The sequence below is a fragment of the Nocardioides taihuensis genome (assembly GCF_042657275.1).
Taxonomy (GTDB): Bacteria; Actinomycetota; Actinomycetes; order Propionibacteriales; family Nocardioidaceae; genus Nocardioides; species Nocardioides taihuensis.
In genome coordinates, this window is sequence record NZ_JBHSKD010000019.1 from 80,270 (window position 1) to 96,286 (window position 16,017).

Annotated in this window: 16 protein-coding genes; 7 read left to right on the forward strand and 9 right to left on the reverse strand. The window is 73.4% G+C overall.

Going from position 1 to position 16,017, the window contains the following annotated elements:
• From ACFPGP_RS15615 to ACFPGP_RS15635, 5 genes are all read right to left on the reverse strand, one after another.
• The gene (locus ACFPGP_RS15615) at positions 1 to 768 is read right to left on the reverse strand and encodes a septum formation family protein (RefSeq protein ID WP_378591649.1); all 768 of its coding nucleotides are present in this window, start codon (positions 766 to 768) and stop codon (positions 1 to 3) included.
• Between the two features lie 226 nt (positions 769 to 994).
• A complete protein-coding gene (locus tag ACFPGP_RS15620; protein WP_378591652.1) occupies positions 995 to 1,228 on the reverse strand; it encodes a hypothetical protein in 234 nt (77 codons plus the stop codon).
• Between the two features lie 71 nt (positions 1,229 to 1,299).
• Positions 1,300 to 1,791 carry a SigE family RNA polymerase sigma factor gene (locus ACFPGP_RS15625; protein WP_378591653.1) on the reverse strand — a complete coding sequence of 164 codons (492 nt, stop codon included), beginning with the start codon at positions 1,789 to 1,791 and terminating at the stop codon, positions 1,300 to 1,302.
• Positions 1,788 to 2,630 carry a hypothetical protein gene (locus ACFPGP_RS15630; RefSeq protein WP_378591655.1) on the reverse strand — a complete coding sequence of 281 codons (843 nt, stop codon included), beginning with the start codon at positions 2,628 to 2,630 and terminating at the stop codon, positions 1,788 to 1,790. Before ACFPGP_RS15630 ends, ACFPGP_RS15625 begins: the two co-directional genes overlap by 4 nt.
• A 34-nt stretch (positions 2,631 to 2,664) precedes the next feature.
• Positions 2,665 to 3,171: a DUF2867 domain-containing protein gene (locus ACFPGP_RS15635; RefSeq protein ID WP_378591656.1), complete on the reverse strand. Its 507-nt coding sequence runs from the start codon at positions 3,169 to 3,171 to the stop codon at positions 2,665 to 2,667.
• Positions 3,172 to 3,243: 72 nt separating this feature from the next.
• Between ACFPGP_RS15635 and fbaA the strand changes: the two genes are divergently transcribed.
• The gene (gene fbaA, locus ACFPGP_RS15640; RefSeq protein WP_378591658.1) at positions 3,244 to 4,278 is read left to right on the forward strand and encodes a class II fructose-bisphosphate aldolase; all 1,035 of its coding nucleotides are present in this window, start codon (positions 3,244 to 3,246) and stop codon (positions 4,276 to 4,278) included.
• A 21-nt stretch (positions 4,279 to 4,299) separates the two neighbouring features.
• Here the strand turns inward: fbaA and ACFPGP_RS15645 are convergent, their stop codons facing one another.
• Complete coding sequence (locus tag ACFPGP_RS15645; protein ID WP_378591660.1) at positions 4,300 to 5,808, reverse strand: DHA2 family efflux MFS transporter permease subunit; 1,509 nt, start codon at positions 5,806 to 5,808, stop codon at positions 4,300 to 4,302.
• Between the two features lie 56 nt (positions 5,809 to 5,864).
• Here ACFPGP_RS15645 and ACFPGP_RS15650 point away from each other — a divergent pair, with 56 nt between their 5' ends.
• A complete protein-coding gene (locus ACFPGP_RS15650; protein WP_378591661.1) occupies positions 5,865 to 6,278 on the forward strand; it encodes a DUF3151 domain-containing protein in 414 nt (137 codons plus the stop codon).
• Between the two features lie 15 nt (positions 6,279 to 6,293).
• Here ACFPGP_RS15650 and lysS read toward each other — a convergent pair whose 3' ends face one another.
• Positions 6,294 to 7,964: a lysine--tRNA ligase gene (gene lysS / locus ACFPGP_RS15655; protein ID WP_378591663.1), complete on the reverse strand. Its 1,671-nt coding sequence runs from the start codon at positions 7,962 to 7,964 to the stop codon at positions 6,294 to 6,296.
• A 279-nt stretch (positions 7,965 to 8,243) separates the two neighbouring features.
• Between lysS and ACFPGP_RS15660 the strand changes: the two genes are divergently transcribed.
• Positions 8,244 to 9,236 (forward strand): DNA-binding response regulator, encoded by a 993-nt coding sequence (locus ACFPGP_RS15660; protein ID WP_378591664.1) that lies wholly within the window; start codon positions 8,244 to 8,246, stop codon positions 9,234 to 9,236.
• Positions 9,237 to 9,247: 11 nt separating this feature from the next.
• On the opposite strand, the gene ACFPGP_RS15665 is transcribed toward ACFPGP_RS15660, so the two are convergent.
• The gene (locus tag ACFPGP_RS15665) at positions 9,248 to 10,177 is read right to left on the reverse strand and encodes a diacylglycerol/lipid kinase family protein (RefSeq protein WP_378591666.1); all 930 of its coding nucleotides are present in this window, start codon (positions 10,175 to 10,177) and stop codon (positions 9,248 to 9,250) included.
• Positions 10,178 to 10,216: 39 nt separating this feature from the next.
• The gene (locus ACFPGP_RS15670; RefSeq protein WP_378591667.1) at positions 10,217 to 10,954 is read right to left on the reverse strand and encodes a DUF305 domain-containing protein; all 738 of its coding nucleotides are present in this window, start codon (positions 10,952 to 10,954) and stop codon (positions 10,217 to 10,219) included.
• A 210-nt stretch (positions 10,955 to 11,164) separates the two neighbouring features.
• Here ACFPGP_RS15670 and ACFPGP_RS15675 point away from each other — a divergent pair, with 210 nt between their 5' ends.
• From ACFPGP_RS15675 to purB, 4 genes are all read left to right on the forward strand, one after another.
• Complete coding sequence (locus ACFPGP_RS15675; RefSeq protein ID WP_378591669.1) at positions 11,165 to 12,457, forward strand: adenylosuccinate synthase; 1,293 nt, start codon at positions 11,165 to 11,167, stop codon at positions 12,455 to 12,457.
• Entirely contained in the window at positions 12,454 to 13,686 is a 1,233-nt protein-coding gene (gene purD / locus ACFPGP_RS15680) for a phosphoribosylamine--glycine ligase (protein ID WP_378591670.1), read from the forward strand. Before ACFPGP_RS15675 ends, purD begins: the two co-directional genes overlap by 4 nt.
• Positions 13,687 to 13,736: 50 nt before the next feature.
• On the forward strand, positions 13,737 to 14,210 hold the full coding sequence (locus ACFPGP_RS15685) for a hypothetical protein (protein ID WP_378591672.1): 474 nt from the start codon (positions 13,737 to 13,739) through the stop codon (positions 14,208 to 14,210).
• A gap of 375 nt (positions 14,211 to 14,585) precedes the next feature.
• Positions 14,586 to 16,013 carry an adenylosuccinate lyase gene (purB, locus tag ACFPGP_RS15690; RefSeq protein WP_378591673.1) on the forward strand — a complete coding sequence of 476 codons (1,428 nt, stop codon included), beginning with the start codon at positions 14,586 to 14,588 and terminating at the stop codon, positions 16,011 to 16,013.
• Positions 16,014 to 16,017 lie beyond the last annotated feature (4 nt).

Genomic DNA, 16,017 nt, shown 5'->3' on the forward strand with positions numbered 1-16,017 from the left:
TCAGCGCCGGGTCTTGGAGTAGCAGACGACCACGTGGTCACCCATGTTCCACAGGATCGAGCTCCGGTAGGTCCACACGAACTGGTCCGTGCTGACCTGCGCCGGGCACCTACGGATGGCCGCGCGGCGGAGCGCCCGGTCGCCGGGGAACTTGTTCTTGTCGACCACGAGGTTCCCGGTCGCGCGCCAGATGTGCTTGCGCTGGCAGGTCGTCCGGGCCTGCTTGGTCAGGCAGGCCGCGACGTTGTCCGGGTGCGGCAGCGCACCGAGAGCCGGCACCTTGTCGGTGGGCAGCGGGGCCAGGCTCGAGCTGCCGCCCCACAGCACGAGGTGGCAGCTGAACCAGCGGGCGCCTCGGTCGCGCTGTGCCGCCGTGGGCATGAACCAGGCCGAGCTGTAGGACGTCATGTCGCGTGACCGGTAGGTGCCGCCCAGCGTCTTCTCCCAGGACGGGCGGCACTTGCGGGTGGCGATGCGCGTGAGCTTGTCGTTGGAGGCGTTCCAGCCGACGCCGTCGGGGAGCTGGAGGACCTTGACCACGCGGCTCGTGTGCTCGCGCGAGCAGCGGACCTTGCGGCTGCTGTCCGACTTCTTGTACAGGCCCTTGAGCGTGAGCTTGTGGCACTCGCCGACGGTCGGGGCGCCGGCCAGCGGGTCGGTGCCGCGGGCCGCGGCGGTGCTGGTGGTCGCGAGCGGCCCCAGCAGGAGCAGCGCGGCCACGCTGACCAGCCCGATCAGGGCGGCGACGAAGGGACGGGGACGGATCACGGTTTCCTCCCGAGGGGGTCGATGGGCGGCGCGAGCCTAGACCCCGATGGTCCAGACCGCGGACGTGGCCGCCCACACCCCCGCGACCCGCTCGGGCCTGACCCTCGAGGGGCTCACGGCCCGTCGAGCGCGGCCCCGAGGGCGGCCAGGCCGCGGGAGGCGTGGCTCTTGACCGTGCGGACCGGCATGCCGAGCTTCGCGGGCGGCCTCCTCGAGGTCGCCCGGCTCACGGCGCGTCCTGCGTGCGGGTGCTCCTGCCCCCGGCCCGGTGCGTGCCGGCCGCCATCACCAGCCGTGCCACGAGCGCGGCCACGACGGTCACCGACCCGGCGGCGGTACGGACGCGTCGGCGTCGCGCCAGCAGCCGACCGGCCGCGAGCGCCTCGGCCACCGTCGGCGGCTCCGGCCCGCCGACCAGTGACGCCTCGATCTCCGTGCAGATCTGCTCCGGCAGGCCCATCCCCCGTGTCCTCCCCCCGTCGACCCGAGATGCGGAGTGCCGTCCCGGTCGAGGATCGCACGGCTCACGGCTCACGGCACGTCGGCCAAGACCGCCTGGAGGGCGTGGAGCCCGCGCGAGGAGTGGCTCTTCACCGTGCCGGTCGCGATCCCGAGCTCGCGCGCGGTCTCCTCGACCGAGAGGCCGAGCCAGTGGCGCAGCACCACCACCTTGCGCTGCATCACCGGCAGCGCCTGGAGCGCGTCGAAGAGCGCCGTGCGGTCCTCGCTCGGCAGCGGCTCGCGGGCCGACGGGTCGTGCCCCTCGAGCCCCGGCAGCTCGCGACGCCACGGACGGCGGTGCTCGTCGATGTTGGCGCGCACGATGATCTGCCGGACGTAGGCCTCCTCGCTGCCGGCGGTGTGCAGCCGCGGCCACGCGACGTACAGCTTGGTGAGCGCGGTCTGCACGAGGTCGTCGGCCCGGTGCCAGTCGCCGCACACGGCGTACGCCACCCGCCGCAGGTGGGTGCGCCGTGCGGTGACGAACTCGGTGAACGCCGCGTCGCGCTCGGTGCGCCTCACTGCTGCACCCCGGTGCGCCACGCGAGGTACTCCTCGATCGACCTGGCGTCGTCGGCCCACCGCGCTGGGGTCGGGTAGATCGCCAGGGCGCTGCCGGGGTAGTCGCGCAGCAGCACGAACCAGGTCTCGTCGTGCCAGCGGAGCATCGCGACCGCGCTCCGCTCCGCCTCGGGTGGCAGGTGGTTGCCGACGGGCGTCGGCATCTGGTCGAGGATCTTCGCGGTCGGGTCGAGGAGGGCCAGCGTCTCGCCCTGGCCGAACCCGACGAGGTGCTCCGCCTCGTCGAGCTCCCGCTCGTCCCGCTCGTTCCTCACGGTCTGCCGGTGCATCTCGGCGGCGACGCCCCCGAGCCAGCCGTCGAAGGTGTCCTCGGCACGCTCCGGAGTCGTGCGCACCGCGTTCGTCTCATCGGTCGCCCAGGTCAGCAGCAGCCACTGGCGCTCTCCGCCGCGCTCCAGCACCAGTCCGACCGAGTCCCCGCCGGGCCGCAGACCGACGGGGTCGTCGACGCGCTGGACGATGCGCGTGCCTTCCCGCAGCTGGACGGCGCCGTCCTCGGTCCAGGCGGCGAGCTGGCCGGAGCTGAAGGGGTGCTCGTCGACCCTTCCCTCCAGGGGTCCGGTGGCGACGGGCAGGTCGGGCCCGCGGGTGCCGGTCGGGTCGTGGGTCGCGGCCACCGTCACGCCGGTGCCGACGACCGTGATCACGGCCGCGGCCGCGAGCGTGACGCCGATGCGACGCCGCCGCAGGGCGCGGTGGCCCGCGGCCAGCGTCAGCTCGAGCGGCGGCGCCTCGGGGCCGTCGCCGAACGACGAATCGATCTGCTCCTGGAGTGTCATCCCCCGTGTCCCCTCTCCCGGCTCGGGTGGCCCGTCACCGCGAAGACGGAGGGGGGAGGCGATCGGTTGTCACGTCGGCGACGATCCGCCGGTGCACCTCCTCGACCACGGCCTCGCGCGCCGGAAGGTCCACGGCCAGGTAGGCCCAGCCGAGCACCCCGCGCGGGTCGAGCCGGACCTCCGTGGTGAGCCGGCTGCCGCCCGGCGCCGCCTCGACCGTCACGTCGCAGGTGACCCGCCCCGGGGCGCGCACGGTCGCGGCCAGCAGCAGGCGACGGCGCCGGCCGAGGTCCACGACGTCCTCGACCTCCCAGAAGCCGGCCCGGTCGCCGCGGGCCAGGCGGGCGGTGCCCGGTGCCGGCCAGCGCCGGCCGCCACCCCCGACCAGCCGGTCGACCGCGCCGCGGAAGACGAACGGCGCCGCGTCGGTGTACCAGGGCGACGGCGCGTCCCCGGCGACCACGACCGACCACGCGTCGTCGAGCGTGACCTCGACCGTGCTGGTGCGCGCGGAGGTGCGCACGTCTCGCCGTCGGTCCACCGGCCCGAGGCTACGACGCGGCTGGGGACTAGGGTGGGAATCGTCCCGACGGACCGTCCGAGGAGCCCCACCATGCCCATTGCCACCCCTGAGGTCTACGCCGCGATGCTCGACGCCGCGAAGGACGGCGGCTACGCCTTCCCGGCCATCAACGTCTCGTCGTCCCAGACCCTGAATGCCGCGCTCAAGGGCTTCGCCGACGCCGGCTCCGACGGGATCATCCAGGTGTCCACCGGCGGCGCGGAGTACCTCTCCGGCCCGACCGTGAAGAACATGGTCACCGGGTCCGTCGCGTTCGCGGCGTACGCCGCCGAGGTGGCGAAGAACTACCCCGTCAACATCGCGCTGCACACCGACCACTGCCCCAAGGGCAAGCTCGACGGCTTCGTCCGGCCGCTCATCGACATCTCGGCCGAGCGCGTGGCGCGTGGCGAGGCGCCCCTGTTCCAGTCGCACATGTGGGACGGCTCGGCCGTGCCGCTCGAGGAGAACCTCACGATCGCCAGCGAGCTGCTCGACAGGTGCATCGCGGCGAAGATCATCCTCGAGATCGAGGTCGGCGTCGTCGGCGGCGAGGAGGACGGCGTCGCCAACGAGATCAACGACAAGCTCTACTCGACCCCCGAGGACGCCATCGCGACCGCGAAGGCCCTCGGCTACGGCGAGCGCGGCTACTACATGACCGCGCTGACCTTCGGCAACGTGCACGGCGTCTACAAGCCCGGCAACGTCAAGCTGCGTCCCGACGTGCTGCGCGACGCGCAGGCCGCGGTCGTGAAGGAGTTCGGCCTCGAGGAGGGCAGCAAGCCCTTCCACCTCGTCTTCCACGGCGGCTCGGGCTCGTCCGCGGAGGAGATCGCCGAGGCGGTGGACTACGGCGTGGTGAAGATGAACGTCGACACCGACACGCAGTACGCCTTCACCCGCCCGGTCGCCGGCCACATGCTCAGCCACTACGACGGCGTGCTGAAGATCGACGGCGAGGTCGGCAACAAGAAGCAGTACGACCCGCGCGCGTGGGGCAAGGCGGCCGAGGCCGGCATGGCCGCCCGCGTGCTCGAGGCGTGCGAGAACCTGCGCTCGACCGGCCACTCCCTCGGCGTCTGAGGGACGGCGCCCCGGCGTCTCCTAGGCCGGGGCGGCCGCCGCGTCGTCCGCCACGGGGGTGACGACGCGCGCCTCGAGGTGGCGCGGCGTGACGAAGAACATCACCGCGACCAGGCCGAGCAGGAGCACCACCACCGGCACCAGCATCGACTGCGCCATCGCCTCGCTGAAGGGCTCGAGCACGACCGACGGCAGCCCGGCGCCGCTGCCCGCCGCCTCGGGCGAGCCGCCGACGGTGAGGCCCTGCGCGGCCAGCTCGCTGTCCATCGCCACCGCGATCGCGGCCGAGCCGAGCACCGCGCCCACCTGGCGGGTCGCGTTGTAGACGCCCGACCCCGCCCCGGCCAGCGCGAGCGGCAGGTTGCGGGTGGCGGTCGCCGCGAGCGGCGCCCAGATGCCGGCCATGCCGAAGCCGAGCACGGCCATCGGCACGGAGATCTCCCACACCGGGGTGTCGACCCCGATCACCCGGCTCAGCCAGAAGAGCGCGCCGGCCGTGATCGCGAACCCGAAGCCGGTGAGGATCCGCGGGTGCACCTCGTCGGTGAAGCGGCCCACGATCGGCGCCATCACGATCGACACGACCGCCATCGGCACCATCAGCAGCGCGGCGCCGGTGGGTGAGTAGCCGAGCACCAGCTGCGCCCAGAGCATCAGCGGGAAGCCCATGGCCGTGGCGGCGAACGACATGGTCGAGATGGCCACCGAGGAGACCGAGAAGTTGCGGTCGCCGAAGAGGCCCAGGGGCATCAGCGGCTCCTTGGTGTTGACCGCCTGCCAGGCGACGAACAGCCCGATCACCACGAGGCCGCCGCCGATCAGCGCCCAGACCACGGCGTCCCACCCCAGCTGGTGGCCCTCCTGGATGCCGAAGACCAGCAGGAACATGCCGACGCCGCTGAGGAGCACGCCGAGCCAGTCGAAGCGGTGGGCGTGGGTCTCGAGCACCGGCACCAGGCGCCATGCGAGCACGAGACCGACCACACCGACCGGGACGTTGATGAAGAAGATCCACTCCCACCCGAGGCTGTCGACCAGAATGCCTCCGAGGATCGGGCCGACCAGGGTGGCCACGCCGGCGGTCGCGCCCCACAGCGCCATCGCGCGCCCGCGCCGCTCGGCGGGGAAGATGCGGGTGATCACGGCCATCGTCTGCGGGGTCATCATCGAGGCGCCGAGGCCCTGGACCACCCGGGCGATGATCAGCATCTCGACGGTGGAGGTCAGGCCGCACCACAGCGAGGCGAGGGTGAAGACCGAGAGCCCGATCAGGTAGACCCGCCGCGGGCCGAAGCGGTCACCGAGGCGGCCGGTGATCAGCACCGGCACGGCGTACGCGAGCAGGTAGGCGCTGGTGACCCAGACGACCGCGTTCACGTCGGCGCCGAGGTCCTCGATGATGGCCGGCGTCGCCACCGTGACGATGGTGGTGTCGACCAGGATCATGAAGAACCCGAGGCACAGCGCCCACAACGCCGGCCAGGCGCGGACGTCGGCGGGTGCGTCGGTGGGGGACGGGGTGGCGGCCATGGAGGTAGTCAACACCCGCGCACCGACGCGCCACTCCCATGGCTAGATTGGCCGGTATGAGCCACGTCGACCTGATGGCCGGTCCGCCGCCCACGCACCTGCCCGACGACCCCGCCGCCACCGAGCTCGACGGCGGCGCCGCACCGGTCGAGGTGGTGCGCCGGCACCCCGCCTCGCCGTTCGCCTGGGCCGCGCTCGGCGAGCAGGCCCGCGACGAGGGCGCGGACGACGTGACGGTCTACGCCTACGCGCGCGTCGGCTACCACCGCAGCCTCGACCTGCTGCGCCGCAACGGCTGGAAGGGGCACGGCCCGGTGCCGTGGGAGCACGAGGCCAACCGCGGCTTCCTGCGCTGCCTGGCCCTGCTCGCGCTCAGCGCCCGCGCGATCGACGAGAGCGAGGAGTGGGACCGCTGCTCGACGTTCCTGCGCGAGTCGAGCCCCGCGGCGTACGACGCGCTGCTCGGCTGAGCGGGCCCGACAGGCTCAACCGGCGGGGGTCAGCAGGGTGCGCACCCGCTCGGCCCCCAGCGCCATCACCAGCGTGGGCAGCCGCGGGCCGCGCTCGGCGTCGACGAGCAGCCGGTAGAGCAGCCCGAAGAGCTCCTTCTGGTCGGCCTTGACCTCGTCGGTCGGCTTGTCGTCGAGCGCCATCCCGCGCGCCAGCTTGGGCACGCCGTAGACCAGGGCCGTCACGGCGTCGAGGTCGAGCGGCTCGACCAGGCCGTCGCGCAGCAGCCGCAGCCACTCCGCCTGCCGGTCGTCGAGCGCGGAGAGCGTCGCGGTGTCGGGGGTCTCGCGCACGTTGGTGCGGTCGGCCGCGTCGACGTACTCGAGCATCCAGGCGCGCGCCCGGTCGAGCCGCGGCTCGAGCTCGTCGACGTCGTGCCCGACGATGCGGCTGATCTGCTCCGCCGACCCGGCGGTGACGTCGGCGACCGAGGACAGCAGCCGGAAGGGCAGCACGACCGGCGGCGTCGGCAGTGGACCGGAGGCGGTCGAGGAGGCCCGCTCCCAGGCGAGCACCTGGGTGTCGCGCTTCGCGGGGTCCGCGGCCTTGCGGGTCAGCGAGTCCCACTCGTCGTAGAGGCGCACGACCTCGGGGCCGAAGTCGATGTCGAAGGTCTGCTTCGGCGTGCGCCGCACGTAGAGCCAGCGGAGGATCGGCGCCTCGAGGACGCGCAGCGCGTCGGCCGCGGTCGGCGCGCCGCCTGCGGAGCCGGACATCTTCTGCATGCCGGCGAAGCCGACGAAGCCGTAGCCGAACCAGGCCGGCCGCGGCATCCCGAAGATCTTCTCGACCAGCTCGTGACCCACGGTGAACGACGAGCCGGGTGTCGCGTGGTCCATGCCGGCCGGCTCGAAGTCGACGTGCTCGAAGGCCCAGCGCATCGGCCAGTCGACCTTCCAGACCAGCTTGCCCTCGTCCTGCGTGGCGAGCTGGACGGTGTGGGCGTGGCCGCGGTCGCAGGTGTAGGCGAGGTCGGTGGTCTCGTCGTCGTACGCCGTGACCGTGGTGGCGTCGCGGCCGCAGGTGCGGCAGTAGGGCTTGTAGGGGAACCGCTCGAGCGCGGTGGACCCGGCGCCGGCCCCGGGGCCCTCCTCGTCCCCCTCGTCCTCCTCGGCCTCCTCCAGCGCCACCGCCCTGGTGCGGTAACGGGCCAGCACCTGCTCGATGTCGTCGCGGTGGCGGACGGCGCGCAGCACCTGCTCGCGGTAGACGCCCGAGGTGTAGCGCTCGGTCTGGGAGATCTCCTCCATCTCCACGCCCATCGCGTGCAGCGACTCGCGCAGCGGCTCCTTGAAGTGCTCGCCCCACGAGGGGTGGCACCCCCAGGGGTCGGGGACGGCGCTGAGCGGGCGGCCGATGTGCTCGGCGAACGACGGGTCGACCTCGCGCGGCACCTTGCGCAGCCGGTCGTAGTCGTCCCAGACGTGGAGATGGCGCACCGGTACGCCGCGGCGGCGCAGCTCGTCGGCGACGAAGTGCACGGTCAGCAGCTCGCGGAGGTTGCCGAGGTGGACCGGTCCGGAGGGCGAGATCCCCGAGGACACGGTCACCGGCTTGCCCTCGCCGGCGTGACGGACGGCGTCGTCGGCGGCGCGGGTGACCCAGTCGGTGGGCGGGGCGGCGTTGTCGCCCCCTCGTCGTGCCATGGTCTCGCTGCTCCTGCGGGGGTGGGGGACCGGGACCGGAGACGCTACCGGAGGGGGTCCGAGGGCCAGGAGAACGGCCCGGAAATGGGAGCGGCGCCGGACCTGGTGGGAGTCCGGCGCCGGCGTCACACGCTCGACCACATCCCCCGAAGTGGGTCGGGCGCAGCGGGTGCTCTGAGGGAGACCCGCCTCGACGCTTGATCGAAGCATCGCACTGGCCCGCCCCTGCCACGTGGTCATGGAATGCCGGTGTCACCAAAATGCCATAGGGTCCCTCCCATGCCTCGCCGCACCATCTCCTCGACGCTGGCGGCCCTCGGGCTCGAGGTCGAGGAGGAACGCCTCTACCAGCGGATGCTGCCCCTCTCGGGCCGACCGCTGGACGAGGTCGCGACCGCCCTCGACTGCGAGGAGGGCGAGGTGGAGGAGGTGCTCGCCCCGCTGCTGAACCGCAACATCGTGCACCTCGAGCGGGGCGTGCTGCACGTGCGCTCGCTGGCGGGTGTGGTGACCGCGTTCCTCGAGCGCGAGGTGGCCGAGGCCGAGCGGACCCGTGAGCGGCTGGCCGACCTCGCGACCGCGATCCCCTACCTCGCCGGGTCGGCTGCCCGGCCGGGTCCGGGGGACGTCGAGGAGCTGAGCCGGCTCGACGGCGAGGTGACCCGGGGCGGCAATCCCCTCTACCTGCTCACGATGATGATCCAGGAGAGCCGTGGCGACATGCTCTGGCTGCGCCCGGACGCCTGGCGGATGCCGCGCGAGTCCGCAGTCGCGCAGGCGGTGGCCGCCGCGATCGCCTCGGGGCGCCGGTCGCGGGCCATCTACCCGGTGCGCGCCCTCCAGGAGGCCCCGGACGCGCTCCTGACGCGGGCCCGGGCCGGCGAGCAGATCCGGGTGATCTCGGAGTTGCCGACCCGGATGTTCGTGCTCGGGACGACCCACGCGGTGATCCCCGAGCCGCTCGGCATGGCCGACGAGCCCCGGCTGCTGGTGCGCCAGCGCGGAGTGGTGGAGGCCCTGACCATGCTGTTCGAGCTGCTGTGGGAGCGGGCGGCGCCCGTGCCCGAGCTCGACCTCGGCGAGGCGCGGCCCGACCTGCGCCGGTTCCTGCTCCAGCAGCTCGCCGCCGGCGCCAAGGACGAGCAGATCGCCCGCACGCTGGGCATGAGCCTGCGCACCGTGCGCCGCCGGGTCGCGGACCTGCTCATCGACCTCGGTGTCGACACCCGCTTCCAGGCGGGCGCCGAGGCCGTGCGGCGCGGCTGGCTCTAGCGCGGCTGGCTCTAGCCCGCGTCGTCGCGGCGGGGCAGCCGCATCGAGAACGCCGCCGGCTCGACGTGCCAGGTGCGGGTGCGCTCGGGGCCGGAGATCTCGCCGTCGGCCGCGCACCAGAAGGGGCCGCCGGCGACCGTGACCCGCGAGGCGCGGAGGTAGAGCACGTCGTCGCGCTCGGGGTGGGAGCGGCGCGCGACGTTCGCGGCGTACCCGAAGCGGGCGAGCGGGCCGGTCGAGCGGCTCACCATCACGTCGACCTTGCCGTCCTCGGCGTCCGCGTGAGGGGTCAGCTCGGCGCCGCCGCCGACGCTGGTGCCGTTGCCCACGGCGACCATGAGCACGGGGTCGTCGACGTCGACCACCACCTCGCCGTCGACCTCGACGCGCAGGCGCAGGTACGGCGGCCTGACCGCCGCGAGCATCGCGCCGATCGGGTAGCCGAGACGGCCGAGGTTGAGCTTGCCGTAGCCGACGCTGCCGAGCCGCTCCTTCCAGCGCGCACCCCGGCGGCTGGCCTGCGCGCCGGCGCCGACGTGCACGTTGTTCACCACGATGCCGCCGAGCTCGTCGACGATCAGGTCGACCGGGCGGACCTCGCCCTCGACGAGCAGGCGTGCGGCCTCCTCGGCGTCGAGCGGGATGTCCATCGCCCGGGCGAAGTCGTTGCCGGTGCCGAGGGGGATCAGGCCGATGGTCGCGCCCGCGAGGTCGTGGCGGCGGTGCAGCGCGGCCACCACGGCGTGCAGGGAGCCGTCGCCGCCGGCGACGACGATGGTGCGCGACCCGGCGCGGTGCAGCACGCTGTCGAGCTCGCCGGGGTCGGCGGTGGCGACCACCTCGACGGACGCGCGGTCGAAGACCGAGGCGAGCGCCCGGTCCAGGACCTCCTCGTCGGCCGTGCCGGCGCCCTTGTTCGTGATCACCAGCAGGGACTCCACGTCGGGGACCCTAGCCCACGACCGTGCGGCCCCGACCGGTCAGTCGGTCGCCCAGCCGCGCATCAGGTGCGACATCGCGAACCCGTGGTGGGCCGGGAAGCCGGCAGTGCCGAACCAGTCGTGCGACCAGCGCACCATCCGCATGATCTCGACCCGCTGCGCGTCGCGGATGTCGCGCGCCAGCGTGGCCACCTCGGGGTGCTCGGCGAGCCCCCGGACCAGCAGCTGCTGCGACATCATCACGGCGGCCATGTGGTGCGGGACCATGTCGGCGAGGAAGGCGCGGTCGAGGGCATCTCCGCTGAGCCCGCTGAGGTCGCGCATCATCGGCTGGTAGTCAGCCGGCTCCGCGTCCGGGTACCACTCGTCGAGCCACGCCTGCATCTGCGCGACCTGCGCGCTCTGGCTCTCCACGATGGCGGCGCCGAGCTGTCGCATCTGCGGGCGGTCGGACCGCGAGAGCTCCTGGGCCGCGGTGATCGCGTCCTGGTGGTGGGCGACCATCTCGGTGAGGTACTGCTCCTCGCTGGTCACGAACGCGTGGCTCATCGCGGACCCCGCGCCCCCGCCCATCATCCCGGGCATCCCGAGCGAGCCGTCCGCGTCCCCGTCGGCCTGGTCCCCCTGGCCGGGCCGGTCGTTCCCGAACATCTGCCCCATGTGGCGGTGGTGCGACGGCCCCTGGCCGTCCCAAGCGTTCCCGAGGGTCCAGCCGATGCCCAGCGCAGCGACGACGGCGGCCACGGCGACGGCGATCGCGATCGCGGCGCGGTTCATGGTTCCTCCCACACTCGGGGGTGGTCTCGACGAGCTCGACCGGCGGCACGGGTGTGCCGACCTCTACAGGGTGAGCCACGCCCCTCGCGCTCCGCAGAGGCGAAGGGTCGCCGGGGGCGGGGACCTTGGTCCCCGCTCTTGGTAGCCTTGGGCCGCAAGAGCCCCGGACGCTGTTGCCGGGGCCGTTTCCATTTTTCGAGGGAGTGCTCGATGCCCGCCATCGTGATCCTCGGCGCCCAGTGGGGCGACGAGGGCAAGGGCAAGGCGACCGACCTGCTCGCGACCAGCCAGACGATCGACTACGTCGTGCGGACCAGCGGCGGCCACAACGCCGGGCACACGATCGTGGTCGACGGCGAGAAGTTCGCCACCCACCTGCTGCCCAGCGGCATCCTCACGCCCGGCTGCACCAGCGTGATCGCCAACGGCGTCGTGGTCTCGCCCGAGGCGCTCTTCCGCGAGCTCGACGCGCTGGCGGCCCGGGGGGTCGACGTGACCCGCCTCGTGGTCAGCGCCAACGCGCACGTGATCGCGTCGTACCACTCGACGATCGACAAGGTGACCGAGCGGTTCCTCGGGAAGAACCAGATCGGCACGACGGGCCGCGGCATCGGCCCGGCCTACGCCGACAAGGTCAACCGGGTCGGGATCCGCGTCGCGGACCTCTTCGACGAGGGCATCCTGCGGCAGAAGGTCGAGGCGTCGCTGGAGAACAAGAACCACCTGCTGGCCAAGGTCTACAACCGTCGCGCGATCGAGGCCGACGCGGTCGTCCAGGAGCTGCTCTCGTACGCCGAGCGGCTGCGGCCGATGGTCGTCGACACCTCGCTGCTGCTCAACCGGGCGCTCGACGAGGGCCGCACGGTGCTCTTCGAGGGCGCGCAGGCGACGATGCTCGACGTCGACCACGGCACCTACCCGTTCGTCACCTCGTCCTCGCCGGTCGCGGGAGGCGTGTGCACCGGAGCCGGTGTCGGCCCGACCCGGATCGACCGCGTGATCGGCGTGATCAAGGCCTACACGACCCGCGTGGGCTCGGGCCCCTTCCCGACCGAGCTGTTCGACGAGAACGGCGAGAAGCTCTGGAAGATCGGCGGCGAGGTCGGCGTCTCGACCGGCCGTGACCGCCGCTGCGGCTGGTACGACGCCGTGATCGCGCGCTACGCCAGCCGCGTGAACGGGCTGACCGACCTCTTCCTCACCAAGCTCGACGTGCTGTCGAGCTGGGAGCGGGTGCCGGTGTGCGTCGCCTACGAGGTGGACGGCGTGCGCCACGAGGAGATGCCGATGACCCAGAGCGAGTTCCACCACGCCCGGCCGCTCTACGAGTACCTCGACGGCTGGTGGGAGGACATCTCCGGCTGCCGCTCCTTCACCGAGCTGCCCAAGAACGCGCAGCGCTACGTCGAGGCGCTCGAGGAGCTCTCCGGCACCCGGATCTGGGGCGTCGGCGTCGGCCCCGGGCGCGAGCAGACCCTGGTCGTCCACGGGGACGGCGCGTGAGGACCCTCGTCATCGGCACGGGCGGCCGCGAGCACGCCCTGGCCCGGTCGCTCGCCACGGAGCCGGACGCCGACGTCCACGCGGCCCCGGGCAACCCGGGCATCGGCGCCGTCGCCACGCTGCACGACGTCGACCCGATGTCGGGCCCGGCGGTCGCGGACCTGGCCGAACGGCTCGGCGTCGACCTCGTCGTCGTGGGTCCGGAGGCGCCGCTGGTGGCGGGGGTCGCCGACGCCGTGACCGCCCGGGGCATCGCGTGCTTCGGGCCGTCGGGCGAGGCCGCGCAGCTCGAGGGCTCGAAGGCCTTCGCCAAGGAGGTCATGGTCGCGGCGGGCGTCCCGACCGGCGACAGCCGCGTCTGCTCGACCCCCGCGGAGGTGGCGTCCGCGCTCGACGCGTTCGGCGCGCCGTACGTCGTGAAGGACGACGGCCTCGCCGCCGGCAAGGGGGTCGTGGTCACCTCCTCGCGCGACGAGGCACTCGCCCACGCGGCGGGGTGCGCGCGGGTCGTGGTCGAGGAGTACCTCGACGGCCCCGAGGTCTCGCTCTTCGCGATCACCGACGGCGTGACGGTCTACCCGTTGCAGCCGGCCCAGGACTTCAAGCGGATCGGTGACGGCGACCAGGGCGCCAACACCGGTGGGATGGGTGCCTACACGCCGCTGCCGTGGGCGCCCGACGGGCTGGTCGAGGACGTGCTCGCCCGCGTGCTGCAGCCGACGGTCGACGAGCTCGCCCGGCGCGGCACGCCGTTCCGCGGGCTGCTCTACGCCGGCCTGGCGCTCACCTCGCGCGGGGTGCGGGTGATCGAGTTCAACGCCCGGTTCGGCGACCCGGAGACCCAGCCGCTGCTCGCGCTCCTCGACGGACCGCTCGGCCCGCTGCTGCTCGCGGCGGCGCAGGACCGGCTCGCCGACGTGCCGGCCCCGGTGTTCCGGCCGGGAGCCGCGGTGGCGGTGGTGATGGCCTCGAAGGGGTATCCGGCCTCGTCGTCCTCGGGCGACCCGATCACCGGTGTGGCCGAGGCCGAGGCGCTGGCGGGCGTGCACGTGATCCAGGCGGGGACGGCCGTCGTCGTCGATGACCTCGTGACTGCGGGTGGGCGGGTGCTCGCCGTGGTCGGCACCGGCGCCGACGTCGCGGCGGCCCGGGCGGCGGCGTACGAGGGCGTCGCGCTGATCGACTTCCCCGGCGCCCAGCACCGCACCGACATCGCCGCCGACGTCTGACCTCCCGGGCGGCGGTCCGCCCCGCCTCCGACGGCACTGGGGTCCGGCCAATGGGGTCTCGGGAGAAGTGGAGGGCAGCCGCGCGGGAGGTGACGGGCCAGGAGGTGCGCGAGGCGGTGCCTGTGGCGCGGATCAAACCGGGCGGGCCACTCTTCACCGTGGTGGGCGTCCTGGCCTTCGCGGCGGTGGTGTACCCCTACGAGCTCGGCCTGATCCCCGGTCCCCGGCTGCTCGTCTTCTTCGTCGGTCCGTTCGCCATGTCGTTGATCTGGCAGCTGGGGAGGACGCCGGTCTTCGTCCTCCTCACGCCGACCGGCCTCGTCGCGGTCCACACCTCCCGGTGGCGCCTGAAGCCCACGACGCCGGTCCTCGGGCCGGTGGACCCCGCGTCCGTCCGCGGGCCGAGCGGCCTGCTGGGCAACGCCTACGACATCGGCGGAGCCCGCCACCAGGTGGGGTGGCAGGTCAGGGGCCGGTTCGAGCAGATGCTCGCGGTCGCTCGTGGCGAGCCCGCGACGTCCTGATCCGGCTCCTGGAGAGAAGCTTCCCGCAGTGGAGAGAGAGGGGCACGCGTCGCGGCGCTGCTGGCGCGACGCTGGCTCGAGCCGCTGACCGACGACTGGGACTCCTCCACGTACACGCGCGTGGATCCGCCACGTCCTCGACCTGCAGGGGCACTTCCCGCTGGTCGCCGCGATCTGCGGCTTCGTCGTCGGGGCCGACGTCGTCGTCGGGGTGAGGACGGGCGGCCGCCACGCCTCCGGTCTCGACCTGCGACCTCCCGGCCCGTGGGCGGCGGAGGTGAGCGACGGCTGGTCGCCCACCGGGGCCGGGCGCGACTTCAGCCTGCGGTGGCCGCGACCCGTGCTGGCGCCGGGTGCCGCGCGGCCCGTGGGAGGATGACGGCCGTGAACGTCCCCAACGTCCTCGCCACCCGCTACGCCGGCGTCGACCTGGCCCGGATCTGGAGCCCCGAGCACAAGATCGTGCTCGAGCGCCGCCTGTGGATCGCGGTGCTGCGGGCCCAGCGCGACCTGGGTGTCGCGGTGCCCGACGGCGTGGTCGAGGACTACGAGGCCGTCGTGGAGAAGGTCGACCTGGCCTCGATCGCCGCCCGCGAGCGGGTGACCCGGCACGACGTGAAGGCGCGGATCGAGGAGTTCTGCGCGCTGGCGGGGCACGAGCAGATCCACAAGGGCATGACCTCGCGCGACCTCACCGAGAACGTCGAGCAGCTGCAGGTCCGCCAGTCGCTGGAGCTCCTCCGCGACCGGGCGGTCGCCGCCCTGGCCCGGCTGGCCCGCCTCGCCGCCGAGCACGAGACCACCGTGATGGCCGGTCGCTCCCACAACGTGGCAGCGCAGGCGACGACGCTCGGCAAGCGGTTCGCGACCGTCGCCGACGAGCTGATGGTGGCGCTGGAGCGGGTCGAGGACCTGCTGGGCCGCTACCCGCTGCGCGGGATCAAGGGCCCGATGGGCACCGCCCAGGACATGCTCGACCTCCTCGACGGAGACGCCGACCGGCTCGACGAGCTCGAGCGGAGGGTCGCCGGGCACCTCGGCTTCGACCGGGTCCTCGACAGCGTCGGGCAGGTCTACCCGCGCTCCCTCGACTTCGACGTGCTCTCCTCGCTCGTGCAGCTCGTCGCAGCGCCCTCCAACCTCGCGACCACGGTGCGGCTGATGGCCGGGCACGAGCTGGTGACCGAGGGTTTCCAGGAGGGCCAGGTCGGCTCGTCCGCGATGCCGCACAAGATGAACACCCGCTCCTGCGAGCGCGTCAACGGCCTCGCGGTCGTGCTGCGCGGCTACCTCTCGATGGTCGGCGAGCTCGCCGGCGACCAGTGGAACGAGGGTGACGTCTCCTGCTCCGTGGTACGCCGCGTGGCGCTGCCCGACGCCTTCTTCGCCGCCGACGGGCTCTTCCAGACCTTCCTCACCGTGCTCGACGAGTTCGGCGCCTTCCCGGCGGTGATCCAGCGCGAGCTCGACCGCTACCTCCCCTTCCTGGCCACGACCAAGGTGCTGATGGCGGCGGTGCGCAACGGCGTCGGCCGCGAGGCGGCGCACGAGGCGATCAAGGAGGCGGCGGTCGGCGTCGCGCTCGACATGCGCCGCGGCCAGCCTGAGAACGACCTGCTCGAGCGCCTGGCCCGCGACCCGCGCCTCGGCCTGACCGCCGACCAGCTCGCCACCCTGCTCGCCGACCCGATCACCTTCACCGGTGCCGCCGTCGCCCAGACCCAGGCGGTCTGCCGCCGCGTGGGGGCGGTCGTCGAGCGCCACCCGGACGCCGCGGCGTACACCCCCGGCGCGATCCTCTAGCGCC